A 26,807-nucleotide genomic window follows, 5' to 3' on the forward strand; every position below is an offset into this window, starting at 1 on the left:
GGCCACGGCCTGTAACTTCACACAGACAGTCACGTGAGGGACGCGGGAGGCCCGCCGCACCGACGTGCGACGGGCCCCGATTCGCCCGGTTTGCGGAGTGACCGCCGGTAACCCGCGGCTACTTCTTGGCCTTGCCCGATCCCGCGTTCTCGTCGCTGGAGAGGACGGCGATGAATGCCTCCTGCGGAACCTCCACGGAACCCACCATCTTCATCCGCTTCTTGCCTTCCTTCTGCTTCTCCAGCAGCTTCCGCTTACGGGAGATGTCACCGCCGTAGCACTTGGCGAGGACGTCCTTGCGGATGGCGCGGATGGTCTCGCGGGCGATCACCCGGGAGCCGATGGCCGCCTGCACGGGCACCTCGAACGCCTGCCGCGGGATCAGCTCCTTCAGCTTGGCGACGAGCCGCACGCCGTACGCGTACGCCTGGTCCTTGTGGGTGATCGCGGAGAACGCGTCCACCTTGTCGCCGTGCAGCAGGATGTCCACCTTGACCAGGCTGGACGTCTGCTCGCCCGTGGGCTCGTAGTCGAGGGAGGCGTAGCCGCGGGTCTTGGACTTCAGCTGGTCGAAGAAGTCGAAGACGATCTCGGCGAGCGGCAGGGTGTAGCGGATCTCCACCCGGTCCTCGGAGAGGTAGTCCATGCCGAGCAGGACGCCGCGCCGGGCCTGGCACAGCTCCATGATCGAGCCGATGAACTCGCTGGGCGCGAGGATCGTGGCCCGCACGACGGGCTCGTAGACTTCGCTGATCTTGCCCTCGGGGAACTCGCTCGGGTTGGTGACGGTGTGCTCGCTGCCGTCCTCCATGACCACGCGGTAGACCACGTTGGGCGCGGTGGCGATCAGGTCGAGGCCGAACTCGCGCTCCAGCCGCTCGCGGATCACGTCCAGGTGCAGCAGGCCGAGGAAGCCGACGCGGAAGCCGAAGCCGAGCGCGGCGGAGGTCTCCGGCTCGTACACCAGGGCGGCGTCGTTGAGCTGGAGCTTGTCGAGGGCCTCGCGCAGCTCCGGGTAGTCCGAGCCGTCCAGCGGGTAGAGCCCGGAGAACACCATCGGCTTGGGGTCCTTGTAGCCGCCGAGGGGCTCGGTGGCGCCCTTGGACTGGCTGGTGACGGTGTCACCGACCTTCGACTGGCGGACGTCCTTCACACCGGTGATCAGATAGCCCACCTCGCCGACGCCGAGACCGTCGGCCGGCAGCATCTCGGGCGAGTTGGTGCCGATCTCCAGCAGCTCGTGGGTGGCGCCGGTGGACATCATCTTGATGCGCTCGCGCTTGTTGAGCTGACCGTCGATGACACGGACGTAGGTGACGACGCCGCGGTAGGAGTCGTAGACCGAGTCGAAGATCATCGCGCGGGCGGGGGCGTCCGCGACGCCCACCGGGGCGGGCACGTCGGCGACCACGCGGTCCAGCAGCGCCTCGACGCCGAGACCGGTCTTCGCGGAAACCTTCAGCACGTCGTCCGGGTCGCAGCCGACCAGGTTCGCCAGCTCCTCGGCGAACTTCTCCGGCTGCGCGGCCGGCAGGTCGATCTTGTTCAGCACCGGGATGATCGTGAGGTCGTTCTCCATCGCCAGGTACAGGTTGGCGAGGGTCTGCGCCTCGATGCCCTGGGCGGCGTCGACCAGGAGGATGGTCCCCTCGCACGCGGCGAGCGACCGGGAGACCTCGTACGTGAAGTCGACGTGCCCCGGGGTGTCGATCATGTTGAGGATGTGCGTCTTGCTCTTGTCGTGGGTCGGGGCCCACGGCAGACGCACCGCCTGGGACTTGATCGTGATGCCGCGCTCGCGCTCGATGTCCATGCGGTCGAGGTACTGAGCGCGCATCTGCCGCTGCTCGACCACACCGGTCAGCTGGAGCATCCGGTCGGCGAGCGTGGACTTGCCGTGGTCGATGTGCGCGATGATGCAGAAATTGCGGATCAGCGCCGGGTCGGTACGGCTCGGCTCGGGCACATGGCTAGGGATCGCGGGCACGCAGGGTCCTGATTCTTGAGGCGTCCGCATACGTGTGCTTGTCCGTCTGCGGTCTCGGGTCGGATCGATACGTAGCTTCCATGGTCCCACGGGTGGCGACCTGGGACGGGTTTGGGCCACGGAATGGCCCGCTGGTAGTGTGGGGGGCTGTGTCTCATGCCCTCTCAGCGCGAGGCACACCCCAAGAAATCACCCGGTGCGAAGCCGTGCGTCAGCGTACGGCCCGTGCCAGAACCTGTAGAGGCTCATTCGTGGCGAACATCAAGTCCCAGATCAAGCGGAACAAGACCAACGAGAAGGCCCGGCTGCGCAACAAGGCCGTCAAGTCCTCTCTGAAGACCGCGATCCGCAAGGCCCGCGAGGCCGCCGCCGCGGGTGACGCCGAGAAGGCCACCGAGTACCAGCGCGCCGCTGCGCGCCAGCTCGACAAGGCCGTCTCGAAGGGCGTCATCCACAAGAACCAGGCCGCCAACAAGAAGTCGGCGCTGGCTCGCAAGGTCGCGTCCGTCAAGGGCTGAACCACCCTGATCTGACCGTCGGCGGGACCCGGGCGGGCCCTCTCTCATCCGCCCCCGGCCGACACCCCCGAGCCCGTACGCGGCCTGCGTTCGCCACGCGGGTACGGGCTCGAAAGCTTCATCCGGAGGCCCCGTCCCCCGCCCTTCCCCAGGGCGGGAGGCGGGGCCTTCGGCATGCACGCCTACGGGGACTACGCCCGGCCGCGGGAGCGGGCCGCGCGGGCGATGGTGACGACCGCCTTCTCCAGGGCGTACTCCGGGTCGTCCCCGCCGCCCTTCACCCCCGCGTCCGCCTCGGCGACCGCGCGCAGCGCCACGGCGACGCCGTCCGGCGTCCAGCCGCGCATCTGCTGGCGCACGCGGTCGATCTTCCACGGGGGCATGCCCAGCTCGCGCGCCAGGTCGGCGGGGCGGCCGCCGCGCGCCGAGGACAGCTTGCCGATGGCGCGGACGCCCTGCGCGAGCGCGCTGGTGATCAGCACGGGGGCCACGCCCGTCGACAGCGACCAGCGCAGCGCCTCCAGGGCCTCCGCCGTGCGACCCTCGACCGCGCGGTCGGCGACCGTGAAGCTCGACGCCTCGGCCCGCCCGGTGTAGTAGCGGCCGACGACCGCCTCGTCGATGGTGCCCTCGACGTCCGCGACCAGCTGCGTCACCGCGGAGGCCAGCTCGCGCAGGTCGCTGCCGATGGCGTCGACGAGCGCCTGGCACGCCTCGGGCGTCGCCGAACGCCCCGCCGTCCGGAACTCGCCGCGCACGAACGCCAGCCGGTCCGCCGGCTTGGTCATCTTCGGGCAGGCCACCTCGCGCGCGCCCGCCTTGCGCGCCGCGTCCAGCAGCCCCTTGCCCTTCGCGCCGCCCGCGTGCAGCAGCACGAGGGTGATCTCCTCGGCGGGCGAGGACAGGTACGTCTTGACGTCCTTGACGGTGTCGGCCGACAGGTCCTGCGCGTTGCGCACGACGACGACCTTGCGCTCGGCGAACAGCGAGGGGCTGACCAGCTCGGCGAGGGTGCCCGGCTGGAGCTGGTCCGGGGTCAGGTCGCGTACGTCCGTGTCGGCGTCGGAGGCCTTCGCGGCCGCCACCACCTCCCGCACGGCGCGGTCGAGCAGCAGCTCCTCCTGGCCCACGGCGAGCGTCACGGGGGCGAGAGGGTCGTCGGATGCGTTCTTCCTGGCCATCGCCGACAAGCATCCCACGGGCCACCGACAACCCCGCCCGGCCGTTCACGCGGCAGCCGCGCCTACGGCTCCTCGCGCCAGCCGTCCCACCCGGCGACGAACTCGTTCAGCTCGCCGGGGTCCAGCCGGCCCGCCTCGTCCCGCAGCAGGACGAGCCACTGCGCGTCCTCCGCGTCGTCCTCCCCCGCGAGGGCGTCCCGCACGAGCCGCGGCTCCTCGTCCACGCCGAAGCGCTCCTCCAGCGCCTCGGCCACCTCCTCGGCCGCGTCCCGGTCGGGCAGCACCAGCACATGTCGCACATCACTCACACGGCTCATTGTCCGGTACGGGATCAGCCGTCCGTCCCGCCGCCCCGCACCGCGGGCACCGCGTCGAGCGTGATCCCGAACTCACCCCGGTAGACGCTGAGCACCTCCGCGTCCGACCCGGCATCCCGCTCCTGCCGTGTGCCGTCCGGGGCCGTGAGCGTCAGCCGGCGGCCGCCGAGCGTGATCCGGCCGCCGTCGTCGGTGACCCTGGAGCACACCAGCGACCGGGTGAAGTGGGAGTGCGGCGAGGTGCGGTGCCACCAGGCTCCCGCCGTGAAGTCGGCGAGCGCCCTGGGCCGTGTCTCCAGCCGGTACACCGGCCGCCCGTCGCGCAGCACGTCCAGGTCCGCCGCGCCCGCCGCATCGTGACCGCCGCGTACCCCGGCCGCGTCCGGTTCCGCCTCCGCGATCCGGAAGACGCCCGCCGGGTCCCGCTGCTCCTCCCGCTCCCCGAAGGCGAGCGGCAGATGGAAGTGCGCGCCGAAGCCGACGTCCGCCAGCCAGTCGCCGCCGTCCTCCGTCCGCACCCGCAGCGCGAGATGGTCGTACGGGACGCCCAGCCGTCCGCCGTCCCCGTACACCCGTGCGGCGAGCAGGGTGACGTCGTAGCCGAGCGCGGTCAGCAACGCCCCGAAGGCGCCGTTGAGTTCGTAGCAGAACCCGCCGCGCCCGGCCTTCACCACCTTGTCCAGCAGCCGCTTCTCGTCCAGCACGATCTCCTCGCCGAGATGCACGGACAGGTTCTCGAACGGCACGGTCCGCAGATGGCGCAGATGCAGCTCGCGCAGCGCGTCCGGTGTGGGCCGGGCGGGCCGCTCCATCCCCAGGCGGCGCAGATAGGCGTCGGTCGTCGCGGTGTCGGTCCCGTCGGTCATGGTCTCAGTGTCGCGCCACCTCCAGCTCCCCGTCCCCGCCCGTCCCGGGAACGACCGCCAACGCCCCGTCCCGGTCGGTCCGCAGCACCGCCGCTCCCCCGGCCCGCAGCGCGTCCACCGTCGCCGGGGCGGGGTGGCCGTACGTGTTGTCCTCGCCGGTGCTGATCAACGCCAGGCGCGGCGCGGCGAGGCGCACGAGACCCGGGTCCTGGTACGCCGAGCCGTGGTGGGCGACCTTGAGGACGTCGACGCCGGCCAGCTGCCGCGCCGCGGGTGAACGGGCCAGGGCGCGCTGGGCCGGAGGTTCCAGGTCGCCGAGCAGGAGCAGGCGCAGTCCGCCGGTGCGGACCAGCATGGCCACGCTGGCGTCGTTCGGCCCCTCCACCACCGGGTGGCTTCCGGGCGGCGGCCACAGCACCTCCCACGACAGGTCACCCGCCCGGCGTCGCTCCCCCGCGACGACGCGTACGACCGGGACGCCCGCGGCGGCCGCGGCTCTTCGGACGGCCGCCGCCTGGTCGGACGGCTCCTCCAGGCCCGTGGTCCCGATGCCGCCCACCTCGCGCCCGCGCAGCACCCCGCTCAGCCCGGCCACGTGGTCGGCGTGGAAGTGGGTGAGGACGACGAGCGGGACACGGGTGACCCCGAGGGAACGCAGGCAGCGGTCGACCGACTCCGGGTCCGGTCCGGCGTCCACGACCACCCCGGCGCCCTCCCCCGCCGCCAGCACCAGCGCGTCGCCCTGCCCCACGTCGCACATCACCATCCGCCAGCCCGGCGGCGGCCAGCCCGTGATCGTGCGCACCAGCGGCCGGGGCTGCACCACCACCAGCGTCAGCAGCAGTGCGCACGCGGCGCACCACCAGGGGTGCCGCAGCAGCCGGCGCCCCACGAGCAGCACGGCCACGGTGACCGCGCCGAGCGCCGCCGCGCCCGTCCAACTGCCCGGCCAGTCCACACCTGCGCCCGGCATCGCCGCCCCGGTCCGGGCGACCCGCGCGATCCACCCGGCGGGCCAGCCCGCGCACCACGCCACCGCCTCGGCCAACGGCATCGCGACCGGCGCGACGGCCAGCGCGAGGAAGCCGAGCACGGTCGCGGGGGCGAGCGCGGCCTCGGCGAGCAGGTTGCAGGGGATCGCCACCAGGCTCACCCGGGCCGACAGCACGGCGACCACCGGAGCACAGAGTGCCTGCGCGGCACCGGCGGCGGCCAGCGCCTCCGCGATCCGGGGCGGCACCCGGTGACGGCACAACGCCTCGCTCCAGCGCGGGGCGAGGGTGAGCAGCGCGCCGGTCGCCAGCACGGAGAGGAGAAAGCCGTAACTGCGGGCCAGCCACGGGTCGTACAGCACGAGAAGCAGGACGGCCGTGGCCAGGGCCGGGACGAGGGATCTGCGGCGGCCGGTGGCGAGCGCGAGCAGCGCCACGGAACCGCAGGCGGCGGCGCGCAGCACGCTCGGGTCGGGCCGGCACACGATGACGAACGCCAGGGACAGCACCCCGCCCAGCACCGCCGTGGTCCGCAGCGAGATGCCGAGGCGGGGCGCGAGCCCGCGCCGCTCGGCCCGCTGCGCCAGCCCCGGCGGGCCGAGGAGCAGGGCGAGCAGGATGGTGAAGTTCGCCCCGGACACGGCGAGGGTGTGGGTGAGGTCGGTCTCCCGGAACGCCTGGTCCAGCTCCGGCGTCACCCGCGCGGTGTCCCCGACGACCAGCCCCGGGAGCAGCGCCCGCGCGTCCTGGGGCAGGTCCTCGGTCGCCTCGCGCAGTCCGGCGCGCAGCCGTCCCGCCAGCCGCTGAGAAGCCGACGGTCCGCCCACGGCCCGGGGACCGTCGCGGCCGTCCACCCGAAGCACCGCCGCGAACCGGTCGCCACCCTCCCGCGCGGGCGCGAGCCCCGCCTCGACCCTGAGCCGGGTGGAGGGGAGCAGGGTCAGCCAGGGTGAGTCGTGGTGCTCGGCGGCGGTGGTGGCGGTTCCGTCTTCGTCGCCGGGGTCGACGATCAGCAGGACGGGTGCCCGCGTGGCACGGGTCGTCGTTCCGGCCCTCTCCACGCGCCGCACCTCGGCCTCGACCAGCACGGACACCGGAGCCATCCGGTTGCCGCTGACCCGGGGCCGGGTGAGCCGTGGGTCGGCGGTGACCTCCACCTCCGCGACCACACGGGCGTACTCCCGGGCCAGCTCGGGGACCGGACCGCGCCGGACGTCCGCGCCGTGCAGGCCCGCCGAACCGGCGGCTGCCGCGATGCACAGCAGGGTGGCGGCGACGGCGTGCGCGGTCACGGGCGCCCGCACCGTGAGGCGCCGGCGCGCCAGGAGCAGCGCGGCGGCGGCCGGCACCGAGACGACCACGGTCGTCACGGCCCAGCCCGGCGGGGTGTGAAGCATCACCGCTGCCGTGGCCCAGGCGGCGAGGGCGGGCGGCACCAGCCGGAGGTCGGCCGGCCCCTCCTGCCGGGGACGGGAGGCGCCCGGCTGGTCAGCGGAGGCTTTGGGGTCGACGCGGGTGAGGGTGCTCATGGCCGTACGAGGTCCCGTAGGTCGGCGAAGCGGCGGTCGCCGATGCCGTTGACCTCCCGCAGCTCCTCCACCGAGCGGAAACCGCCGTTGCGGGTGCGGTAGTCGACGATGTGCTGGGCGAGGACCGGGCCGACACCGGGAAGGGTGTCGAGCTGGTCGACGGTGGCGGTGTTGAGGGAGACGGGTGCCGTGGGGCCCGCCGCCGCTCCCGTGCCCGCCGGGGCCGCGGGGGCCGCCGCTGCGGCCGACGCCGGTCCGCCCACCACCAACTGCTCGCCGTCCACGAGGAACCGGGCGCGGTTGAGCCCGCCCGTCTTCGTGCCGGGCCGCACCCCGCCGGCCGCCTTCAGCGCGTCCTCGACCCGTGAGCCCGCGGGCAGCCGGTGGACGCCTGGGTCCCGTACCTTGCCGCTGACGTCGACCACGATCTCGGAAGCCGTCGTGCCGCCCGCCTGCCCCGTCGTGCCGCCCGCCTGCCCGAAGGGATCCGGCGCGCCCGAGGGATCTCCTCCGCCACCGTCCATGCCCTTGCCCTGCGCGGCCGGCGCCGCCCGCACCACCTCCGGCGCCCTCACCGGCTGGGTGCGCCCGGTCCAGAAGTGCTGCACGGCGAACACCAGGGCGAGCGCGAGGAGCGCGGAGAGCGCCACGACACTGCGCCGCTCCAGCCCGCACCGGGCCTGCACCCACAGCGGCAGCCGCTCCCGGAGCGCGGGGCCGAGAAGCCGCCCGGACGGAGACTCCGGCGGCGGCCCCGGTTCGGGCATCCCGTCGGGCGTCTCCCGGTCCGCGGGATCCGGCAGGCGCACGGGGTAGGTCGCCGGCTCCTCGCCCTCCGGCCCGACGCCGAGGAACCGCCCCGGACGGGCCGCCGCGTCCGCGCCCCCGCCCGACCCGGCGACCACCGAAGGCGCTCCCGCGCGGTCGGGCAGCCGCCTCAACTCCAGCGTCTGGTCCACGGCAGAGGCGCCCGACCGAGGCCTCGTCAGCAGCGCATGCCCCGCGCCCCCCTGACGATCCACCACCACGACCCGGCGACGCGGTCGCGAGGGCGGCGCCCCACCCTTCACTCCCGCTAATGCGCGACCCGCTCCCAGCTCCGGCCGCGCCCAGCTGGGTGCCCTCCGCGCTCCCCGCGCCGGACGACCGCCGCGCACCACCGCATCCCCGGGCTCCCCACCGAACAGCGTCTCGGCCCGCCGCCGGATCTCCTCCCCCGGATCCTGACGGTCCCCGTCCCGCCCCCACGCGCGCGCCCGGCTCGGGCGCCCCCGGCGATGACGGTGACGGTTGTGGGACGTGCGGCCGTCGGACAGGGGCCCACGCCCCGGACCACTCGTCGGAACAGCGGTACGTGTCTGTGATCGAAGTGCCATGCGACGAGGGTCGGGCACAACCGCACCCTCGCGATGATCATGGTCAAAACCCGTGGACGAGCATCCACTTGTGGAAAACCCCGTCACCCGATCGAGGGGACGCGCCCCACCCCGGGGCCCCGATCCACCCCGAGCCCCCGCCCCTCACCGAGCCGAAACCACAACCCCCAACAACCCCGGTCCCGTGTGCGCCCCGATCACCGCCCCCACCTCGCTGACATGCAGCTCGGACAGTCCCGGCAGCCGGGTGCGGAGCCGGTCGGCCAGGGCCGAGGCGCGCTCCGGAGCGGCGAGATGGTGGACGGCGACGTCCACCTCCGCGCCTCCCGCGCGGTCCGCCGCGATCTCCTCCAGGCGGGCGATCGCCTTGGACGCCGTCCGCACCTTCTCCAGCGGTTCGATGCGCCCGCCGGCCAGCTGCAGCAGCGGCTTCACGGCGAGGGCGGAGCCCAGCAGGGCCTGCGCCGCGCCGATCCGGCCGCCCCGGCGCAGATAGTCGAGTGTGTCGACGTAGAAGTAGGCCGAGGTGCCCGCCGCCCGCTTCTCCGCCGCGGTGACCGCCTCGTCCACCGTGCCGCCCGCCTCCGCCGTCTGAGCGGCCGCCAGCGCGCAGAAGCCGAGGGCCATCGCGATCATGCCGGTGTCGACCACGCGGACGGGCACCGGCGCCTCACGGGCTGCCAGGACCGCCGCGTCGTGGGTGCCGGACAGCTCGGCGGAGAGGTGGAGGGAGACGATGCCGGTCGCGCCGGACTCGGCGGCCCTGCGGTAGGTCTCCGCGAAGAGCTCGGGGCTCGGGCGGGACGTCGTGACGGGACGCCGCTTCTGCAAAGCCTGGGCGAGGGAGCGGGTGGAGATCTCGGTGCCCTCCTCGAGGGCGCGGTCCCCCAGCACCACGGTCAGAGGTACCGCCGTGATGCCGTGCCGCTCCATCGTCCGGGCCGGAAGGTAGGCCGTTGAATCGGTGACGATCGCGACATGGCGGGACATGAGCTGGAGGTTACCTGCCGAGGTGGCCGTGCGGCAGCCCGGGCCCGTGGGGGCGTCGTCCGCCGCGGGACGATCAGTGCGCTCAGGGGGTGGTCACGTGGTGGATTCGGGGCGCGGCTTCTTCTGCCAGGGGTAGGTGGGGCGCGGGGCGGCCGGGGCGATGGCGGGCCGCTCCTGGTCGTCACCCTGCCGCGGCTCCGCCTCCCGCCGGGCGGTGTCCGGCCAGGTCTGGCCGGGTCCGGCGGCATCGGCGGCCGGGGCCTCGGGCCAGCGCGGGGGTGCGGGCGTGGACGGCTGGTCCGTGGTGGTCCAGTGCCGCAGGGCGCCGGCCTCCATGTCGATCTGCGCGCTCAGCGAGTCGAGGTCGTCGTCCGCGAAGCGGCGGGCGCGGTCGCGGGTGGCCCAGCGCAGGGAGTCGGCGGAGCTGGTGATGCGTTCGGTGCGCTCGCGCAGGCCGGGCAGGCGCGCCGAGAGCGTGGCGCGGTCCGGCTCGCCCTCCAGGCGACGCAGTTCGGCGTCGAGTTCGTGGCCGTGCGCACTGAGACGCTGGAAGAGGGACAGTGACTCCTTCACCGAGCCGTCCTCGACGGCGACCGCCTCCAGGGCGTCCTGGGTGGCGCGCATCGAGGTGCGCAGCTTCAGCCGGAGCTGGGCGATCTCGCCGGCCGGGCCGGTCTGCGCGAACGCCTTGGCGCGCAGGGTGTGCTCCTCGACCGTGCGGCGGGCCTGGTGGATATGGCGGTCAGCGCTGCGCTTCGCGGCCCCGACGACCTTCACCGTGGCGTACACGCCCAGGGCCACGAAGAGCACGAAAAGCAGCGCGATCACTGCGAACACCGCTTCCACGAGGCTCCTCCTCCGGGCACGTCCAGCCTGTCCCGGCACATGTCGTGCCGCTCTTCCACGGTAAACGCAACGGGCAGGCCCGGAGTTCCGGCGGAACCCCGAACCTGCCCGCAGACGACCCGGCCGCTACCCGTAAGGGTCAGGCCGGGCCATGACCGGACCGGTGACGGCCGGACCGGCAAGCGTCAGGCCGGAACGATGTTCACCAGCTTCGGCGCCCGCACGATCACCTTGCGGATGCCTGCGCCGTCCAGCGCCGCGACCACCCGCTCGTCGGCCAGCGCGGTCTTCTCCAGCTCGTCCTCGGAGATGCCCGGGGACACCTCCAGCCGCGCCTTCACCTTGCCCTTGATCTGCACCACGCAGGTGACGGTCTCGTCCACCACGTACGCCGGGTCGGCGACCGGGAAGTCCTGGTGGACGACGGAGTCGGTGTGGCCCAGCTTGCGCCACAGCTCCTCGGCGATGTGCGGGGCCAGCGGCGCGACCAGCAGCACCAGCGGCTCCGCGACCGACCGGGGCAGCGGGCCGCCCCGCTTGGTGAGGTGGTTGTTCAGCTCGGTGACCTTGGCGATGGCGGTGTTGAAGCGCATGCCCTCCAGGTCGCCGCGCACGCCGTCGATCGCCTTGTGCAGGGCGCGCAGGGTGTCCTCGTCGACGTCGTCGGTGTCGACGACGGTCACCTCGCCGGTCGCCTCGTCGACGATGTTGCGCCACAGCCGCTGCAGCAGGCGGAACTGGCCGACGACCGCGCGGGTGTCCCAGGGACGGGAGACGTCCAGCGGGCCCATGGCCATCTCGTACAGGCGCAGCGTGTCGGCGCCGTACTCGGCGCAGATCTCGTCCGGGGTGACCGCGTTCTTCAGGGACTTGCCCATCTTGCCCAGCAGGCGGGTGACGCGCTCGCCCTGGTACCAGTAGCCGCCGTCGCGCTCCTCCACCTCGGCGGCCGGCACGGCGATGCCCCGGCTGTCGCGGTAGACGTAGGCCTGGATCATGCCCTGGTTGAACAGCTTGTGGAACGGCTCCGCGGAGGAGATGTGCCCCAGGTCGTGCAGCACCTTGGACCAGAAGCGGGCGTACAGCAGGTGCAGCACGGCGTGCTCGGCGCCGCCGACGTACAGGTCGACGCCGCCGTGCGGCATGCCCTCGCGCGGGCCCATCCAGTACCGCTCGATCTCCGGGTCGACCAGCTTCTCGGAGTTGTGCGGGTCCAGGTAGCGCAGCTCGTACCAGCAGGAACCGGCCCAGTTGGGCATGGTGTTGGTCTCGCGGCGGTACTTCTTGGGGCCGTCGCCCAGGTCCAGGGTGACGTTGACCCAGTCCTCGTTGCGGGACAGGGGCGTCTCGGGCTGGGTGTCGGCGTCGTCCGGGTCGAAGGTGCGCGGGCTGTAGTCGTCGACCTCGGGCAGTTCCAGCGGCAGCATCGACTCCGGCAGCGCGTGGGCGACGCCGTCCTCGTCGTAGACGATCGGGAAGGGCTCGCCCCAGTAGCGCTGACGGCTGAACAGCCAGTCGCGCAGGCGGAAGTTGACGGTGCCCTCGCCGTGGCCCTCGCGCTCCAGCCACTCGGTGATGCGGGCCTTGGCCTCGGTGACGTTCAGCCCGTCCAGGGAGATGTGCTCGCCGGAGGAGTTGACGATCTTCGCGTCGTGCGAGACGAAGGCGTCGTCCCATGTGGCGGGGTCGGTGCCGCGGCCGTCGGTCGGCTCGACCACGCACACGATCGGCAGTTCGAAGGCGCGGGCGAACGCGAAGTCGCGGGTGTCGTGGCCGGGGACGGCCATGATCGCGCCGGTGCCGTAGCCCATCAGGACGTAGTCGGCGATGAAGACGGGCACCTTCTGCCCGTTGACCGGGTTGGTCGCGTAGGCGCCGGTGAAGACGCCGGTCTTGTCCTTGGCCTCGGCCTGCCGCTCGACGTCGGACTTCGAGGCGGCCTGGGCGCGGTAGGCGGCGACGGCCTCGGCGGGCGTGGCGTGGCCGCCGGTCCACACCTCGTGGGTGCCCTCGGGCCAGGCGTCCGGGGTGAACTTCTCGACCAGCGGGTGCTCGGGCGCCAGCACCATGTAGGTGGCGCCGAACAGGGTGTCGGGGCGGGTCGTGAAGACGGTGATCTTCTCGCCGTCGATGGGGAAGTCGACGCGGGCGCCCTCGGAGCGGCCGATCCAGTTGCGCTGCTGCAGCTTGATCGCCTCGGGCCAGTCCAGGGCGTCCAGGTCGTCCAGCAGGCGGTCGGCGTAGGCCGTGATGCGCATGTTCCACTGGCGCAGCTTCGCCTTGAAGACGGGGAAGTTGCCGCGCTCGGAGCGGCCGTCGGCGGTGACCTCCTCGTTGGCCAGCACGGTGCCCAGGCCGGGGCACCAGTTGACGGGCGCGTCGGAGGCGTAGGCCAGGCGGTACTCGCTCAGCAGGTCGGCGCGCTCGACGGAGCTCAGCTCGCTCCAGGAGCGGCCGCCGGGCACGGGGCGCTCACCGGACTCGAACTGGGCGACCAGCTCGGAGATCGGGCGGGCCTTCTGCGCGTCCTGGTCGTACCAGGAGTTGAAGATCTGCAGGAAGATCCACTGGGTCCACTTGTAGTAGTCCGGGTCGATCGTGGCGAACGACCGGCGCTTGTCGTGGCCCAGGCCCAGCCGGCGCAGCTGGACCTGCATGTTCTTGATGTTGGCCTCGGTGGACACGCGGGGGTGCGTGCCGGTCTGCACGGCGTACTGCTCGGCGGGCAGGCCGAAGGCGTCGAAGCCCAGGGTGTGCAGGACGTTGTGCCCGGTCATGCGCTGGAAGCGGGCGTAGACGTCGGTGGCGATGTAGCCCAGGGGGTGTCCGACGTGCAGGCCCGCGCCCGAGGGGTACGGGAACATGTCCATGATGAACTTCTTGGGCCGCGCGACCACCTCCGGGTCGCCGGCCAGGTCGCCCTTGGGGTTGGGCGCCGCGTAGGTGCCCTCGGCGTCCCAGAAGTCCTGCCAGCGTGCCTCGATCTCGGCGGCCAGGGCGGCCGTGTAGCGGTGCGGCGCGGCCTCCGCGGCTGCGGGGTTCGTCTCGCTCATGATCCTCAAAGCTCCATCGATCGACTCTGCCTGCTGCTGCGACTTCCTGGAAATGAAAAAACCCCTCGCACAGGAGGGGACGCCGCGCCGATTCCGACCTGCCGGAACATCGGCGGTCGGGACTGATCAGCGCGGCTCGCTAAGCAGAAGGCGTACGGCACGCATGCGGCCAGGGTACCGCAGGGGCAGATCTCGCCGCGACGCCCTTCCACGGCACACTGAACAAAGGTCAAAGGTTACTTCGCGTAACAACCCCTAAGCGGACAACACTACGGCCTCATTGTCTTTTGATAACAGCGCAATAACTCAAACCTGGTACTGACGGGTACGACGAGGCTTAGAGTTCGGCAGCGGGACCGCTTTACCGAACCGTTCGGAGTTGCCCCCATGAACCCTCGTCCACTCGGCAGCCCACCCCCCTCCCGGGGCAGGTCGGCTGCGACTCCGTCGTACCCGCTGTGCGTCCGGACGTCCGGAGGTGCGTCGTGAGGCCGGACGACAGCACGGCGGACGACTGGTTCGTCGACTTCCTCAACTTCGGCGTCGGCGTCCTGTCGCTCGTCTGCCTCAGCTGCTCCGTGATCTGGGGACTCGTGGCGCAGGACCGGATCCTGCTCGGTCCCCGGCAGCGGATCCTCGCGCAGGCGGTGCACCGCACCACGGCCGTCGCGTCCGTCGTCTTCCTGCTGATCCACATCGTGATCAAGCTGGCGCTGGCCCACACCTCGTGGATCGCGGCCGTGATCCCCTTCGGGCTCGTCCTCACCGACGACGAGGCCGTCATGGGCCGGAGCTTCCTGATCGGCCTCGGCACCCTGGCCGGCATGCTGATGATCTTCGTGGCGATCACGGGCATCCTGCGCAACCGCTTCGCCTCCCCGGCGGAGGTCGCCGCCCGCTGGCGCGCGGTGCACATGCTGGCCTATCCGGCCTGGTGCGCGGCGCTGGTCCACGGCCTCTACGCGGGTCGAGCGGCCAAGCCGATCTTCATGATCCTGTACGGCCTGTCGCTGTTCGGCGTGTTCGCGGCCCTGGTGCTGCGGGCCTCCCCGCGCCAGGTCAAGCGCAAGGTCGCCGACAAGATCACCTCGATGCTGGGCCTCGACCAGCAGCCCGGCAGCCGGCTGGACGAGGCCAGAGCGCGCAACGCCGAGTCCGCTCTGCCCGGTTACGGCGGCGTAGGCGCCCGCGACGAGCAGCGGCCGCGCGCCGAGCGCGCGTCGTACGACGCCCCCGGCCCGGCCCCGGAACCTGCGAACGGCTTCGCGGCCGCCTACCGCGCGGTGTCCCCCCGGCAGTCCGCCGCGCAGAACCCGCTCACGGACGCCACCGCCCGCATGGAGATGCCGGACCTCCAGGCCACGGAGGCGATACCCCGGGTGGACTCGCCCTCCAGCACCTCGGGCAGCTGGCCGGTCCCGTCCCCGCCGCCGGTCGGCGAGGCCCCTCCGTCGGCCTACGACCCGCTCAACGACACCGGATACACCATCCCGACCTACAACAATTCGGTCGCCTCCGGCTACGGGTCGAGTGATGTGTACGACACCGCTGAGACGAACACCCTCTACGGCACGTACAACCCGGGTGACACGTACAACAGCGGTCCCGCCAATGCACCAACCCCCGGTGTGTCCTCGTCGGCCTACGACTTCGACGCACCGGGGTCGGGCGAACCTTGGAACACGCCTTCCGGAGGCTTCAATTGAACGAGGCCCTGCCCGACGTCCCCGAAGTCCGCGTCGTAGGACTTCCCCAGCTCACGTCGGGTTTCGACCTTGTCGACCGGCTCGATCTGCAGATGCACCTCAAGGTGCACGGCCCGCTCGAGCCCCTGGGCGGTGAGCAGCTCGCGCAGCTCGCCGAGCGCATCAACCTCAGGGGCCGCGGCGGCGCGGGCTTCCCCTTCCACAAGAAGCTGCGCTCGGTCGCCGAATCGGCGATCAAGCGCGGCGTCCGGCCTGTCGTCGTCGTCAACGGCAGCGAGGACGAACCGGCGTGCCGCAAGGACACGGTGCTCATCAACCGGGCGCCGCACCTCATCCTGGACGGCGCGCTGCTGTGCGCCGAGGCCATGGGCGCCCGCACGCTCGTGGTGGGGGTCACCCGTGAGTCCACGCAGCGCTCGATGGAACAGGCGCTCGCCGAGCGCGGCCTGAGCAACGGCCGCCGCTCGGCGCTGCGCGCCCGGGTGCAGCGCAACCCGGTGCGCATGGTGACGGGGGCCGCCGCCTCCCTGATCCGCTCCATCGACGGCGGCCCGGCCATCCCGCCGGGACGCAAGACCAGCGCCTCCAAGAGCGGTGTGGGCGGCGCGCCCACGCTGCTGTCCAACGCCGAGACGTTCGCCCAGCTCGCCATCGCCGCCCGCATCGGCCCGGAGCGCTACGGCAACACCGGCCTGTACGACGAGCCGGGCACCGTGATGCTCACGGTGTCCGGGGCGGTGGCCCGCCCGATGGTGGTCGAGGTGCCCACCGGCGTGCCGCTGCGCTACGTGCTCCAGCTGGCCGGCGCCCCACCGGTCCCGCAGGGGGTGCTGACGGGCGGCTACCACGGCAAGTGGATCGACGCGGCGACCGTGAACGAGGCGATCGTCTCCCGGAACTCGCTGGACGCGGTGGGCGGTTCGCTGGGCGCGGGGGCGATCCTGCCGATCAGTCAGGACACCTGCCCGCTGGGCGAGTCGCTGATGGTGGCCAAGTGGCTGGCGCAGGAGAGCGCCAACCAGTGCGGCCCCTGCTACCTGGGGCTCCCGGCCGCCGCACGCGGCCTGGAGGACATCCTGGGCGGCGGCGGCGCGGCCGCGCTGGAGGCGGTCCGGCAGGTCGCGAAGAACGTGAAACGGCGCGGGGCCTGTTCGCACCCGGACGGTTCGGCGATGTTCCTGGAATCGACGCTGAAGGCGTTCACGGAGGACATCGCGCTGCACGCCCTCGGCAACGGCTGCGGCCGCCCCGTGGCCGGCGTGCTGCCGCTGTTCGAGGGCGGAGCGGCCCCGACGGGCATCCCGGGCGGTGAGGACGAGGACAAGAACGGCCCGAGCCGTCAGAAGATCTTCGTCGACTGGACGCTGTGCCGGGGCCACGGGCTGTGCGCGGACCTCCTTCCGGAGGTGTTCCAGCTCGGCGCGGACGGCTTCCCGACGGTGGCTCAGGCGCAGGTGCCGCGGTACGCGGAGGCGAAGGCGCTGCGCGCGGTGCGCCGCTGCCCGGCACTGGCCCTGCGCATCGAGGAATCGGCGCCCCAGCCGAAGGCGCCGTCCCGGAACCTTCCGGTGCTCTCCCAGAGCCGCGGCAGGCGCGCTCTGGGACGCTGAAGCGCCGACAGGGGGACACACCACGCAGCCGGCCCTCTCCGGCGGTCCGAGGCCGCCGGAGAGGGCGGTTCGCGTTCGGTGTGGTCCACAGCACACAACGACCGAGGGCGGACCATCCGTTCGGATGATCCGCCCTCGACTTCTGTGGAGCTAAGGAGAATTGAACTCCTGACCTCCTGCATGCCATGCAGGCGCTCTACCAACTGAGCTATAGCCCCTTGCGGTGTTCCCCCGGGTTTCCCCGGCGGCGACGCCAACTTTACACGGTCCCCCCGGCCCAACACCAAATCGGTTTCGCTTCGCCCGGTTCCGTCCGGAAGGCCCGCCCGCGCAGGGGCGCTCCCCCGCCCTCAGGCGCTCACGCCGTCACGAACGAGTAGAAGCGTTTGAGGGTGCAGTGCTCCTCGAGCAGCCGGCCGTAGATCGGCTCCCCCTCGAGTTCCCGGTACGTCTCGATGGGGTCGCCTTTTATGATCAGCGCCCGCGCGCACTCCTCGCACCAGTACTGGTAGTCGGGGTTGAGCGGCTCCATGTCGCGGACGATGGGCGTGCCGCTGCCGCACCAGTCGCACTTCCGCCTGTGTGCACCCATCGGTCAGCTCCAGCTGTGGCCGCAGGCCGTGCACACGTAGGAGATCCCGCCGTTGTCGCCGAGCACCTGGGCGACGTGTGCGGAACCGCAGGAAGGGCAGCTGAGACGCGTAGAGGTCCGTCGGGTCGACACCGCTCCGAGGAGGTGGTCGACCCCCTCGAGGATGCTCGCAGGCATCACAACTCCCTCCCGTCGGGCCGCGCCCCCTTCCGGTCGTTTGATTCTGCCACGACCGGGCCAATACGGTCAGCGACGCCGTGGTACCGGTAGGGACACGGCTGTACGCCTCGTAGAGGTATACGACGGGGAACGCCGCCACGCTCACCGGCGGACGACAAAAGATCCCGCCTCCACCGAGGGAGACGGGATCTTCACCATGTGGAGCTAAGGAGAATTGAACTCCTGACCTCCTGCATGCCATGCAGGCGCTCTACCAACTGAGCTATAGCCCCTGGCCGCCACATGAAGTGACTTCCTGGTTTCGCCCCGCTCGGCGGGGCGAACAAGAAGAACTTTAGCCTGCGACCTGCCAGAAAGTGAAATCCGGGTCCGGGACGCCGCGGGGCGGGTCGTACGGCCGCCGCCGGAGGCCCCGGCGGCGGGCACGGCCGTCCTCAGTCGTCGTCGCCGAGCACCGGCTCGGGCAGGGTGCCGGCGTTGTGCTCCATCAGCCGCCAGCCCTTGGCGCCCTCGCCGAGGACGGACCAGCAGCAGTTGCTGAGGCCTCCCAGGCTCTCCCAGCTGCGCGGGTCGAGACCCAGCAGCCGGCCGATGGTGGTGCGGATCGTCCCGCCGTGGCTGACGACCACGAGCGTGCCGTCCTCCGGGAGCTTCTCCGCGTGCCGCAGCACCACGGGGGCGGCGCGGTCGGCGACCTCGGTCTCCAGCTCCCCGCCGCCGCGGCGGACCGGCTCGCCGCGCTTCCACGCGGCGTACTCCTCGCCGTACCGGGCGATGATCTCGTCGTGCGTCAGACCCTGCCAGACGCCCGCGTAGGTCTCCCGCAGGGCCTCGTCGTGGACGACGTGCAGGCCGGTGAGCGCGGCCAGCTCCGCGGCGGTCGCGGCGGCCCGCTTCAGGTCGGAGGCGACGATCGCGTCGGGCCTCAGGCCCGCGAGCAGACGGGCGGACCGGCGGGCCTGGGCCACGCCGGTCCCGGTCAGCTCGACGTCCGTGGAGCCCTGGAAGCGGCGCTCCACGTTCCAGGAGGTCTGGCCGTGCCGCCACAGGATGATGCGGCGGCCCCGGCGCTCGGAGCCGCTCACCTCACCGGTGGTGCTCACCGCCACTCACCGCCCGGCCCGGTCGCCTCCTCGGCCTCCTGGAGCTTGGCGTGCTCGGCGGCCTTGCCGCGGGTGGCCTTGGCGTCCTCCGGGAGGTCCAGCTCGGGGCAGTCCTTCCAGAGCCGCTCCAGGGCGTAGAAGACGCGCTCCTCGCTGTGCTGGACGTGGACGACGATGTCGACGTAGTCGAGCAGCACCCAGCGGGCCTCGCGGTCGCCCTCGCGGCGGACCGGCTTGGCGCCGAGCTCCTTGCTGAGCCGCTCCTCGATCTCGTCGACGATCGACTTGACCTGGCGGTCGTTGGGCGCGGAGGCCAGCAGGAATGCGTCGGTGATGGACAGCACGTCACTGACGTCGTAGGCGACGATGTCGTGCGCGAGCTTGTCGGCGGCCGCCTGGGCGGCGGTGTTGACGAGCTCGATGGAACGGTCGGTTGCGGTCACTGCGTGGCTTTCGGTCGACGGTCGGTTGACCTCCAGGGTCTCACGGACCGCCGGGCGCACCCCACGTCATTACGCGGGGTGCGCCTCCCGTCGCCTCCGGTCGCCGCGCCCTACTCCGTGCCGGGGTCGTAGTCCTGGCCGAGGACGACCGCCACGCGCGCGTTGCCGGAGATCTTGCCCTTGGTGACGGCGTCGGCGGGCAGGCCCAGGGTCTTGGCGACCTCGGTGGCGTTCTCCTTCTCCGCGGGGTCGGCGTAGACGACCTCGGAGGTGGCCTCGGCGGAACCGGCGGTGCCGCCCTCCAGGAAGGTGAAGCCGCCGTTGAGGAGCACCACGCGGGCCTGCTCGGCGTTGTCCTTGTCGCCGGTGGCGTTGCGGACGGAGACGGTGACCGCGGCGTCCCGGTCGGGGCTCTTGGCGGTGCCGCCGAGGACGTCCTTGACCACCTTGTCGCCGGCCTCGTCGGTGAGCGTGCCGTCCTCCTCGACGGGCAGCAGCTCGGTGCGGTGGTCGCCGCCCTTGGCGAGGTCGGAGAGCCCGGCGAGGAAGGCGCCGAGGTCCGCGTCGGTGAGCGGCGGCTCGATGATCTGGCCGAGGGTCTGCACGGTGGTCGTGGCGGCGTCCGGGTCGGAGGTCATCTTGCGCAGCACCCCGTGCAGCACCTGCCCGAACCGCTTCAGCTGGGCGTCCTGGGCCTCGCCGGGGCCGCGGTGGGTGGCGTAGGCGACGGCCATCTTGCCGCTGAGGGTCTGGCCCTTGCCCTTCCTGACCAGCGGCGCCTGGCCCTTCTTCTTGGCGTCCGGGTCGGGCACGTCGGTGTCGGTGTCGACCTCGATGTTGCCGACCAGGTCGACGAGGGTGAGCAGGAACGGGGTGTCCAGGCGCCAGGTGCCCTCGATGTCGGTGCCGAGGGCGGTGTCGAGGGCGGTCCTGGTGCCCTCGGAGCCGTCGTCCTCGACGGACTTGGCGAGCGTGGTGGTGGTGCCGTCCTCGGCGGTCAGGGCGAGGGAGTTGGGCAGCAGCACGGTGGTGCCCTGCTTGGTGGTGGCGTTGTCGACGAGCAGCGCGGTGGAGGTGCCGCCGTGCTCGGTGTCGTGCAGATGGACGACGAGCACGTCCCGCTTCTGCGCGCCCGCGGCGGTGGTGGTGCCGGTGCCCTTGTCGGAGGCGGAGAGGCCGGGGAGCTTCCCGGCGTACCAGAGGTAGCCGACCCCGCCGGCGACGACCAGCGCGAACACCACGGTCAGGGCGATGATCCGGCTGCGGGCGCGGCGGCGGGCCTCCTCGCGGCGCTCGGTGCGGTTCTCGGTGAACTTGAGCCAGTCGATGACGTCCTCGGAGCCGTCGTCGGGCTCCTCGACGAAGGCGAACTGCTCGGTGCGGTACTCGGGGGCGGAACCGTCGCCGTCCCTGTCGTCGCCGGCCGGGCGGGCCTGCTGCGGGATGTGCGCGGTGCGCTCCGGGGCGGGGGGCTCCGGGGCGGGGGGCTGCTCCGGTATGTACGCGGTCTGCTCGGTGACCCGGGGCTGCTGTCCGGTGCCGTAGGGGTCGTAGGCGGGCTGCTGGTGGCCGCCCGTCGCGTAGGGGTCGTAGCCGTAGCCGCCGCCGTTCCCGTACGGGTCGTAGGCGGGCTGCTGGTGGCCGCCCGTCGCGTACGGGTCGTAGCCGTAGCCCTGCTGGCCCTGGCCGCCCTGCTGCTGACCGTAGGGGTCGTACTGCTGCTGCGTCTGCTGGTCGGCGGCCTGCCGGTAGACCGGCCGGCCGTACTCGTCGTAGCCGACGAGCTCGTACGGGCCCCCGTCCCCGTACCCCGCGTCGTATCCGTCGTTCACCGGTGCCCCTCTCGGCTCACTCGCCGCGATACAGCTGGCGCTTGGCGATGTAGCGCACGACGCCGTCCGGCACCAGGTACCAGACGGGGTCGCCCTTGGCGACTCTCGCACGGCAGTCCGTGGAGGAGATGGCGAGGGCCGGGACCTCCACGAGCGAGACCCCGCCCTCGGGCAGGCCGGCGTCGGTCAGGTGGTGGCCGGGCCGGGTCACGCCGATGAAGTGTGCCAGGGAGAACAGTTCCTCGCTGTCGCGCCAGGTCAGGATCTGGGCGAGGGCGTCGGCGCCGGTGATGAAGAACAGGTCCGTGTCCGGGTTGAGCGCGTCGAGGTCCCGCAGGGTGTCCACGGTGTAGGTGGGTCCGCCGCGGTCGATGTCGATGCGGCTGACCGAGAACTGGGGGTTCTCGGCGGTGGCGATGACCGTCATCAGGTAGCGGTCCTCGGCCGGCGAGACCGCGCGGTGGCTCTTCTGCCACGGCTGCCCGGTGGGGACGAAGACCACCTCGTCGAGGTGGAACTGCGCGGCCACCTCGCTGGCCGCCACCAGGTGCCCGTGGTGGATCGGGTCGAAAGTGCCGCCCATGACGCCCAGACGGCGCTTGCCCCGCGCGACCGGGCCGGTGCCGGGGCCGGTAGGCATGTCCTGCTCTCCCATGCGTGCAGACCCTACCGGCCCCGCCTGTGGACCCCGCCCGCCAGTGCCCTCGGGGCGGGGGCCCGGCGGCTCAGCGGTCGCGGTTGAAGCGGGTGGTGATCCACAGCAGGAGCAGCAGCACGAACAGGGCGCCGCCGCCGGTGAGGTAGGGGCTGAGGCTCTCGTGGTTGCCGCCGTGCTCTCCGCCCTCGGCGGCGAGGGTGACCATCTGGGCAGCGGTGCTGGGGAAGCTCATCTTCGGCAGGACCTATCGCGTGTGGGCGGGATAAAGACGTGCGCTCATCGTATGCGGGCGGCTTCGCGGCGATCACGCCGACTCCGCCGTTGCGGGCGCGCGGCGTCATGACGTGGGGAGGCAACCGTTGCCCGGTGCCCGGTCGTCCTTCCGCGTGGGGCCGCACAAAGCGGCCGTCCCGCTGCCCGCGCGGGGGAGTCCCGCCTAGGCTGGGTCCGCCGCGGGGGGGAGCGTGGGCCGCACCGGCGGCCGCGCAGGTCCATCAGACGCACATGGGGGATACATGTCCGACGGCCACCAGCACAACGGGCACGACAGGGTGCCCGGCAGGCAGCGCAGGCGTTTCCCCGGAATCTCCTCGCGTGCGTACGAACACCCCGCCGACCGGTCCGCGCTGGTGGCGCTGCGGAAGCTGAGCGGGTTCGACACGGTCTTCAAGGCGCTGAGCGGGCTGCTGCCCGAGCGCAGCCTGCGGCTGCTGTTCCTGTCCGACTCGGTGCGGGTCTCGGACCGGCAGTTCGCGCACCTCAACGACATGCTGCGGGACGCCTGCTACATCCTGGACCTGGAGAAGGTCCCGCCGATGTACGTCAACCAGGACCCGGTCCCCAACGCGATGTGCATCGGTCTGGACGAGCCGATCATCGTGGTGACCACGGGTCTGGTGGAGCTGCTCGACGAGGAGGAGATGCGGGCGGTCGTCGGGCACGAGGTCGGGCACGCGCTGTCCGGTCACTCGGTGTACCGGACGGTCCTGCTGTTCCTGACGTCGCTCGCGGTCCGGGTGGCCTGGATCCCGCTGGGGAACGTGGCGATCATGGCGATCGTGACCGCGCTGCGGGAGTGGTTCCGCAAGTCGGAGCTGTCCGCGGACCGGGCGGGGCTGCTGGTGGGTCAGGACGTGCGGGCGTCGATGCGCGGCCTGATGAAGATCGCGGGCGGCAACCATCTGCACGAGATGAACGTGGACGCGTTCCTGGAGCAGGCCGAGGAGTACGAGTCGGGCGGGGACCTGCGCGACTCCGTGCTGAAGATCCTGAACGTGCTGCCGCGCTCGCACCCGTTCACCACGGTGCGGGCGGCCGAGCTGAAGAAGTGGGCGGCCTCCCGGGACTTCCAGCGGATCATGGACGGCCACTACCCGCGCCGCGAGGACGACAAGGAGGCGTCGGTGCGGGACTCCTGGCGGGAGTCGGCCAGCACCTACGCCGACGAGATGCGGACCTCCAAGGACCCGCTGATGAAGCTGGTCAGCGACATCGCGGGCGGCGCCGGCGACCTGGGCGACCGCGTCCGGCGCGGTTTCGGCGGGTTCGCGTCCCCCAAGCCCGGCCCGTCCGGCCCGGACACCGGTGACGGCACGGACACCGGCACGGACGGGGCCCCGCCGCGCGACCAGGCGTGAGACGCCTCGGCCGGGTGTGGGACGGGGCGACGCGCCGTCCGGGCGCGCAGGCCCGCCGGCCTCGCCGACGCCGGGCGCCCGGCACTGCGAGCACAGCCGGTGTGCCGTCTCCTGCCGGCGCACCGCGAAGCGGACGCGGCGCCCGACCGGGCGCTCCGGCCCGCCACCGTTGGCACAAAGACGCTCCCGGCCGCTGCCTGGCGGGGGTGGCGCATGAACCGGCGGCCTGCCGAGCCTCACAGCCGGGGCTGGGCCGTCTCCGCCAGGGTGCCGCACAGGGCCGGGGTGGTGGTGTCGGGGGCGTAGGGGTCGGTGCCGGGCGGGGGCGTGTGCGGGGCGCGCTGGCCGGCGAGCAGGGGGTGCAGGCGCGCGGCCGGGTCGAGGGCGCAGGACTGAGGGCCCGCCTGGACGTGGGAGACGACCAGCTCGGCCTGGTGCAGCCGCAGGTCCTCACGGTCGAAGCGGAAGCGCAGCTCGCGGCGGACCGTGAACAGCGACGCCTCCGCGTCCCGGTCCGCGCCGGCGGGACGGAGCGCGTAGACGACGGTGTGGTCGGTGGTGACCTCCAGCGTCCCGGAGTCGGTCTCGGCGGCCTGGAGGGTGCCCCGGACCCGGATGTCCGGGTCGGCGAGCCGTACGTGGGCGGGGTCGAAGCGGACAAGCCAGCCGGTGACCGCGTGGCGTCCGTCGGCGGCGGGGCGGTCGATGCTCTCGTCGAACTGTTCCTGCTGGCCGGAGTCGAGCAGCACCCGCACGGCGCGGGTCTCGCCGCCGGTGACCACGGCCGGGTCCAGGGCGGAGCGTACGACGTAGTCCCGGGCGGTGAGCAGCGCGGACACCACCTGGTCGTCGGTGAAGTTCGCGGTGCGGCGGGTCGGCGGGAGGGGGACGCCCTCGGCGCCGGCGCGGAAGTGCGCGGCGGGGCTGTGCGCGTACAGCTGCTCCACGTCGCGGGCGCCGGGCACCGGGCTCTCGGGGGCGAGGGGCACCACGGTCATCCGTAAGGGCTCCGCGGGCCGCTCGGCGGCGGGGGTGCGGTAGGGGTGGCGTACGCCCATGTAGACGGCGGTGCCGAAGGCCACGGCGATCAGCAGGACCAGGACGAGGGCCTGCCGGGAGAGGCCGCCGCGGCGGGCCGGTGGGAGGCGGCGCACGGCGGGCGTGTGGTCGGTGATGCGCTCCTGCGCGGAGAACTCCTGGAGCCGGGCAGCCCGCACGAAGGTCTCGTCGAAGACGACGGACCGGTACTCGTCGTCGCCGCCTCGGGGGGTTCCCTCGGGTGTCCCCTCGGGCGGGTCCGAAGGCTCTCCCATACCTTCAGGGTGGGTCTGGCAGGGTGCCGGTAAACGCCCGCCGGGGACCCAAGTTGTGACAGGTTCTCACCAAGCCCCGAGGCGGTCTCAGGGGCCGCCGGTAGGAATCACGGGGACGGCCGGCCGGGAGTAGTCGGCCGAGGCGGAGGGCGAGGCGGCGGCGCCCTGGCCGACGCCGGTGGTGGCGGGCGGCGGGGCGGGCTCCTGGCGCTGCGCGGAGCCGCCCCGGTAGACCGCCGAGAAGGCGAGCGCGACCATGCCGATGCCCATCACCAGGGCGAGCATCCAGGCGACCGGCCGGTGCCAGCGCACCTGTCTGCCGTAGGGGGAGCCGTACGCGGCGTCCAGGCCGTCGGCGTCCTCGTCGTCGGGGTCCCAGCCACCGGCGCGGTAGCCGCCGTAGCCGTCGCCGGGCCGCCGGGCGCGGTGGGCCTCGGCCTCGGAGGCCTCCGCTCTGGCCTGCGCGGCGGCCAGGAGGCGCTCGACGGCGGTCGGCTCGTGCACCGCAGCCGCCTGTACGAAGGCCTCGTCGAAGACCACGGAGGCGAACTCTTCGTCCGACACCCCGCGGTCGTGGTCGTCGTCGTCGGGCTTCCAGCCGTCAGGGAACGGCGTGCCCCCCACGTCCTCCGGCACGCGTCCAGGGTAGACCTGGGGGGGGCAATTTGGGCAGACGGTACGGAAATTCGTCCGCCCACCGGACACCGCGGCTCAGCGCCGGATGTGGCCGTCGCCGGTGACGATGTACTTGGTGCTGGTCAGCTCGGGCAGGCCCATCGGGCCGCGGGCGTGCAGCTTCTGCGTGGAGATGCCGATCTCGGCGCCGAAGCCGAACTGCCCGCCGTCGGTGAACCGGGTCGAGGCGTTCACCGCGACCGTGGTGGAGTCCACCAACTGGGTGAAGCGGCGGGCGGCCTGCTGCGAGGTGGTGACGATGGCCTCGGTGTGGCCGGAGGTCCACAGCCGGATGTGCTCGACCGCCCGGTCCAGGGAGTCGACCACGGCGGCGGCGATGTCGTAGGACAGGTACTCGGTCTCCCAGTCCTCCGTGGTGGCCTCCACGACGGTGGCCCGGGAGTCCTTGGCGTACGCCATCACGCGCTCGTCGGCGTGCACGGTGACCCCGGCGTCGGCGAGGGCGTCCAGCGCGCGGGGCAGGAACTCGGCGGCGATGTCCTGGTGCACCAGCAGCGTCTCGGCCGCGTTGCACACGCCGACGCGCTGCGCCTTGGAGTTGACCAGGATGTCGACGGCCATGTCGAGGTCGGCCTGGGCGTCGACGTAGACGTGGCAGTTGCCCGTGCCGGTCTCGATGACGGGCACCGTGGACTCCTGCACGACCGTGTTGATCAGCGAGGCGCCGCCGCGCGGGATCAGCACGTCGACCAGGCCGCGGGCGCGCATCAGCTCCCGCACGCTGTCGCGGCTCTCGCCGGGCACCATCTGGACGGCGTCGGCGGGCAGGCCCGCGCCGTGCACGGCGTCGCGCAGCACGCGGACCAGCGCGGTGTTGGAGCGGTAGGCGGAGGAGGAGCCGCGCAGCAGGACCGCGTTGCCGGACTTCAGACACAGGGCGGCGGCGTCGACCGTCACGTTGGGCCGGCCCTCGTAGATGATCCCGACGACGCCGAGCGGCACGCGCACCTGACGCAGGTCGATGCCGTTGGGCAGGGTCTGGCCGCGGACGACCTCGCCGACCGGGTCGGGCAGCGCGGCGACGTCGCGCACGTCGGCGGCGATGGCGCGGACCCGCTCCGGGGTGAGCGTGAGCCGGTCGATCATGCCCTCGCTGGTGCCGGCCTCGCGCGCCTTCGCCACGTCCTGGGCGTTCGCCTCGACGATCTCGCTCGTGCGGACCTCCAGCGCGTCCGCGATGGCGAGCAGCGCGTCGTCCTTGGCGGCGCGCGGCAGCGGCGCGAGGGTGGCGGCGGCGCCCTTGGCGCGGTAGGCGGCCTGGCTGACCGGGGACATCGAGTCGAACGGCGAGAGCGTGGTCATGGAGGGAAGCGTAGTGTGCCCGCCGCGCTGCGGAGGCGTTCGTCCCACACCCCGAGACAGGGGTATTCACGGTCAAAACG

The 26,807-nt window shown here is 72.6% G+C and carries 23 protein-coding genes and 2 tRNA genes; 4 read left to right on the forward strand and 21 right to left on the reverse strand.

The annotated features are described in order from the left end of the window. Positions 1-118 precede the first annotated feature (118 nt). Entirely contained in the window at positions 119-1,987 is a 1,869-nt protein-coding gene (gene lepA / locus AY578_RS10665) for a translation elongation factor 4 (protein WP_215048957.1), read from the reverse strand. A 251-nt stretch (positions 1,988-2,238) separates the two neighbouring features. On the opposite strand from lepA, the gene rpsT reads away from it, so the two are divergent. Further along, positions 2,239-2,505: a 30S ribosomal protein S20 gene (rpsT, locus tag AY578_RS10670; RefSeq protein WP_019523131.1), complete on the forward strand. Its 267-nt coding sequence runs from the start codon at positions 2,239-2,241 to the stop codon at positions 2,503-2,505. A gap of 191 nt (positions 2,506-2,696) precedes the next feature. On the opposite strand, the gene holA is transcribed toward rpsT, so the two are convergent. The 8 genes from holA to leuS form a co-directional block, all read right to left on the reverse strand. Next, positions 2,697-3,686 (reverse strand): DNA polymerase III subunit delta, encoded by a 990-nt coding sequence (gene holA, locus AY578_RS10675; RefSeq protein WP_020700034.1) that lies wholly within the window; start codon positions 3,684-3,686, stop codon positions 2,697-2,699. A gap of 62 nt (positions 3,687-3,748) precedes the next feature. Continuing rightward, complete coding sequence (locus AY578_RS10680) at positions 3,749-3,994, reverse strand: hypothetical protein (protein ID WP_215048958.1); 246 nt, start codon at positions 3,992-3,994, stop codon at positions 3,749-3,751. A gap of 23 nt (positions 3,995-4,017) precedes the next feature. Continuing rightward, on the reverse strand, positions 4,018-4,869 hold the full coding sequence (locus AY578_RS10685) for an arylamine N-acetyltransferase family protein (RefSeq protein ID WP_215048959.1): 852 nt from the start codon (positions 4,867-4,869) through the stop codon (positions 4,018-4,020). Positions 4,870-4,873: 4 nt separating this feature from the next. Further along, positions 4,874-7,390: a ComEC/Rec2 family competence protein gene (locus AY578_RS10690; RefSeq protein WP_136239041.1), complete on the reverse strand. Its 2,517-nt coding sequence runs from the start codon at positions 7,388-7,390 to the stop codon at positions 4,874-4,876. Then, complete coding sequence (locus AY578_RS10695) at positions 7,387-8,349, reverse strand: ComEA family DNA-binding protein (protein WP_234008127.1); 963 nt, start codon at positions 8,347-8,349, stop codon at positions 7,387-7,389. The genes AY578_RS10690 and AY578_RS10695 overlap by 4 nt, the downstream gene beginning before the upstream one ends. Positions 8,350-8,910: 561 nt before the next feature. After that, positions 8,911-9,756, reverse strand: a complete 846-nt coding sequence (locus AY578_RS10700) for a DegV family protein (RefSeq protein ID WP_136239040.1) — start codon at positions 9,754-9,756, stop codon at positions 8,911-8,913. A gap of 93 nt (positions 9,757-9,849) precedes the next feature. After that, the gene (locus tag AY578_RS10705; protein WP_019523125.1) at positions 9,850-10,602 is read right to left on the reverse strand and encodes a hypothetical protein; all 753 of its coding nucleotides are present in this window, start codon (positions 10,600-10,602) and stop codon (positions 9,850-9,852) included. Between the two features lie 185 nt (positions 10,603-10,787). Beyond that, the gene (gene leuS, locus AY578_RS10710) at positions 10,788-13,655 is read right to left on the reverse strand and encodes a leucine--tRNA ligase (RefSeq protein ID WP_019523124.1); all 2,868 of its coding nucleotides are present in this window, start codon (positions 13,653-13,655) and stop codon (positions 10,788-10,790) included. Between the two features lie 485 nt (positions 13,656-14,140). Between leuS and AY578_RS10715 the strand changes: the two genes are divergently transcribed. Together AY578_RS10715 and AY578_RS10720 are read left to right on the forward strand one after the other, a co-directional pair. Beyond that, entirely contained in the window at positions 14,141-15,361 is a 1,221-nt protein-coding gene (locus AY578_RS10715) for a ferric reductase-like transmembrane domain-containing protein (RefSeq protein WP_258902296.1), read from the forward strand. Continuing rightward, a complete protein-coding gene (locus AY578_RS10720) occupies positions 15,358-16,971 on the forward strand; it encodes an NADH-quinone oxidoreductase subunit NuoF family protein (RefSeq protein ID WP_019523122.1) in 1,614 nt (537 codons plus the stop codon). Before AY578_RS10715 ends, AY578_RS10720 begins: the two co-directional genes overlap by 4 nt. Before the next feature lie 145 nt (positions 16,972-17,116). On the opposite strand, the gene AY578_RS10725 is transcribed toward AY578_RS10720, so the two are convergent. The 9 genes from AY578_RS10725 to AY578_RS10765 form a co-directional block, all read right to left on the reverse strand. Continuing rightward, positions 17,117-17,189, reverse strand: a tRNA-Ala gene (locus tag AY578_RS10725). A gap of 140 nt (positions 17,190-17,329) precedes the next feature. Next, on the reverse strand, positions 17,330-17,563 hold the full coding sequence (locus AY578_RS10730; RefSeq protein WP_019523121.1) for a hypothetical protein: 234 nt from the start codon (positions 17,561-17,563) through the stop codon (positions 17,330-17,332). 3 nt (positions 17,564-17,566) lie between these two features. After that, positions 17,567-17,740: a hypothetical protein gene (locus tag AY578_RS10735; protein ID WP_019523120.1), complete on the reverse strand. Its 174-nt coding sequence runs from the start codon at positions 17,738-17,740 to the stop codon at positions 17,567-17,569. A gap of 202 nt (positions 17,741-17,942) precedes the next feature. Continuing rightward, positions 17,943-18,015, reverse strand: a tRNA-Ala gene (locus AY578_RS10740). A 162-nt stretch (positions 18,016-18,177) separates the two neighbouring features. Continuing rightward, the gene (locus tag AY578_RS10745) at positions 18,178-18,852 is read right to left on the reverse strand and encodes a histidine phosphatase family protein (RefSeq protein ID WP_258902297.1); all 675 of its coding nucleotides are present in this window, start codon (positions 18,850-18,852) and stop codon (positions 18,178-18,180) included. Further along, on the reverse strand, positions 18,843-19,289 hold the full coding sequence (rsfS, locus tag AY578_RS10750) for a ribosome silencing factor (protein WP_026243566.1): 447 nt from the start codon (positions 19,287-19,289) through the stop codon (positions 18,843-18,845). The genes AY578_RS10745 and rsfS overlap by 10 nt, the downstream gene beginning before the upstream one ends. Positions 19,290-19,399: 110 nt before the next feature. Continuing rightward, on the reverse strand, positions 19,400-21,121 hold the full coding sequence (locus AY578_RS10755) for a LytR C-terminal domain-containing protein (protein ID WP_258902298.1): 1,722 nt from the start codon (positions 21,119-21,121) through the stop codon (positions 19,400-19,402). Positions 21,122-21,137: 16 nt separating this feature from the next. Then, positions 21,138-21,776: a nicotinate-nucleotide adenylyltransferase gene (gene nadD / locus AY578_RS10760; protein ID WP_019523116.1), complete on the reverse strand. Its 639-nt coding sequence runs from the start codon at positions 21,774-21,776 to the stop codon at positions 21,138-21,140. 70 nt (positions 21,777-21,846) lie between these two features. Next, a complete protein-coding gene (locus AY578_RS10765) occupies positions 21,847-22,011 on the reverse strand; it encodes a hypothetical protein (protein ID WP_006136080.1) in 165 nt (54 codons plus the stop codon). 283 nt (positions 22,012-22,294) lie between these two features. Here AY578_RS10765 and AY578_RS10770 point away from each other — a divergent pair, with 283 nt between their 5' ends. Next, positions 22,295-23,416: a M48 family metallopeptidase gene (locus AY578_RS10770; RefSeq protein WP_028961183.1), complete on the forward strand. Its 1,122-nt coding sequence runs from the start codon at positions 22,295-22,297 to the stop codon at positions 23,414-23,416. 236 nt (positions 23,417-23,652) lie between these two features. On the opposite strand, the gene AY578_RS10775 is transcribed toward AY578_RS10770, so the two are convergent. The 3 genes from AY578_RS10775 to AY578_RS10785 form a co-directional block, all read right to left on the reverse strand. Beyond that, complete coding sequence (locus AY578_RS10775; protein ID WP_019523113.1) at positions 23,653-24,729, reverse strand: SCO2583 family membrane protein; 1,077 nt, start codon at positions 24,727-24,729, stop codon at positions 23,653-23,655. Between the two features lie 87 nt (positions 24,730-24,816). Further along, positions 24,817-25,365: an SCO2584 family spore wall biosynthesis protein gene (locus AY578_RS10780; RefSeq protein ID WP_019523112.1), complete on the reverse strand. Its 549-nt coding sequence runs from the start codon at positions 25,363-25,365 to the stop codon at positions 24,817-24,819. 75 nt (positions 25,366-25,440) lie between these two features. Further along, entirely contained in the window at positions 25,441-26,727 is a 1,287-nt protein-coding gene (locus AY578_RS10785; RefSeq protein WP_026243565.1) for a glutamate-5-semialdehyde dehydrogenase, read from the reverse strand. Positions 26,728-26,807: the final 80 nt, after the last annotated feature.

It is taken from the genome of Streptomyces thermocarboxydus (assembly GCF_024760485.1).
In the GTDB taxonomy this organism is placed as follows: Bacteria; Actinomycetota; Actinomycetes; order Streptomycetales; family Streptomycetaceae; genus Streptomyces; species Streptomyces cellulosae.

What these genes read in the sequence shown, in the direction of transcription:
- holA (WP_020700034.1), bottom strand. Translation starts at nt 3,686, where the DNA reads ATGGCCAGGAAGAACGCATCCGACGACCCTCTCGCCCCCGTGACGCTC.
- AY578_RS10685 (WP_215048959.1), bottom strand. Translation starts at nt 4,869, where the DNA reads ATGACCGACGGGACCGACACCGCGACGACCGACGCCTATCTGCGCCGC.
- AY578_RS10690 (WP_136239041.1), bottom strand. Translation starts at nt 7,390, where the DNA reads ATGAGCACCCTCACCCGCGTCGACCCCAAAGCCTCCGCTGACCAGCCG.
- AY578_RS10700 (WP_136239040.1), bottom strand. Translation starts at nt 9,756, where the DNA reads ATGTCCCGCCATGTCGCGATCGTCACCGATTCAACGGCCTACCTTCCG.
- leuS (WP_019523124.1), bottom strand. Translation starts at nt 13,655, where the DNA reads ATGAGCGAGACGAACCCCGCAGCCGCGGAGGCCGCGCCGCACCGCTAC.
- AY578_RS10730 (WP_019523121.1), bottom strand. Translation starts at nt 17,563, where the DNA reads ATGGGTGCACACAGGCGGAAGTGCGACTGGTGCGGCAGCGGCACGCCC.
- AY578_RS10735 (WP_019523120.1), bottom strand. Translation starts at nt 17,740, where the DNA reads ATGCCTGCGAGCATCCTCGAGGGGGTCGACCACCTCCTCGGAGCGGTG.
- nadD (WP_019523116.1), bottom strand. Translation starts at nt 21,776, where the DNA reads ATGGGAGAGCAGGACATGCCTACCGGCCCCGGCACCGGCCCGGTCGCG.
- AY578_RS10765 (WP_006136080.1), bottom strand. Translation starts at nt 22,011, where the DNA reads ATGAGCTTCCCCAGCACCGCTGCCCAGATGGTCACCCTCGCCGCCGAG.
- AY578_RS10770 (WP_028961183.1), top strand. Translation starts at nt 22,295, where the DNA reads ATGTCCGACGGCCACCAGCACAACGGGCACGACAGGGTGCCCGGCAGG.
- AY578_RS10775 (WP_019523113.1), bottom strand. Translation starts at nt 24,729, where the DNA reads ATGGGAGAGCCTTCGGACCCGCCCGAGGGGACACCCGAGGGAACCCCC.
- AY578_RS10785 (WP_026243565.1), bottom strand. Translation starts at nt 26,727, where the DNA reads ATGACCACGCTCTCGCCGTTCGACTCGATGTCCCCGGTCAGCCAGGCC.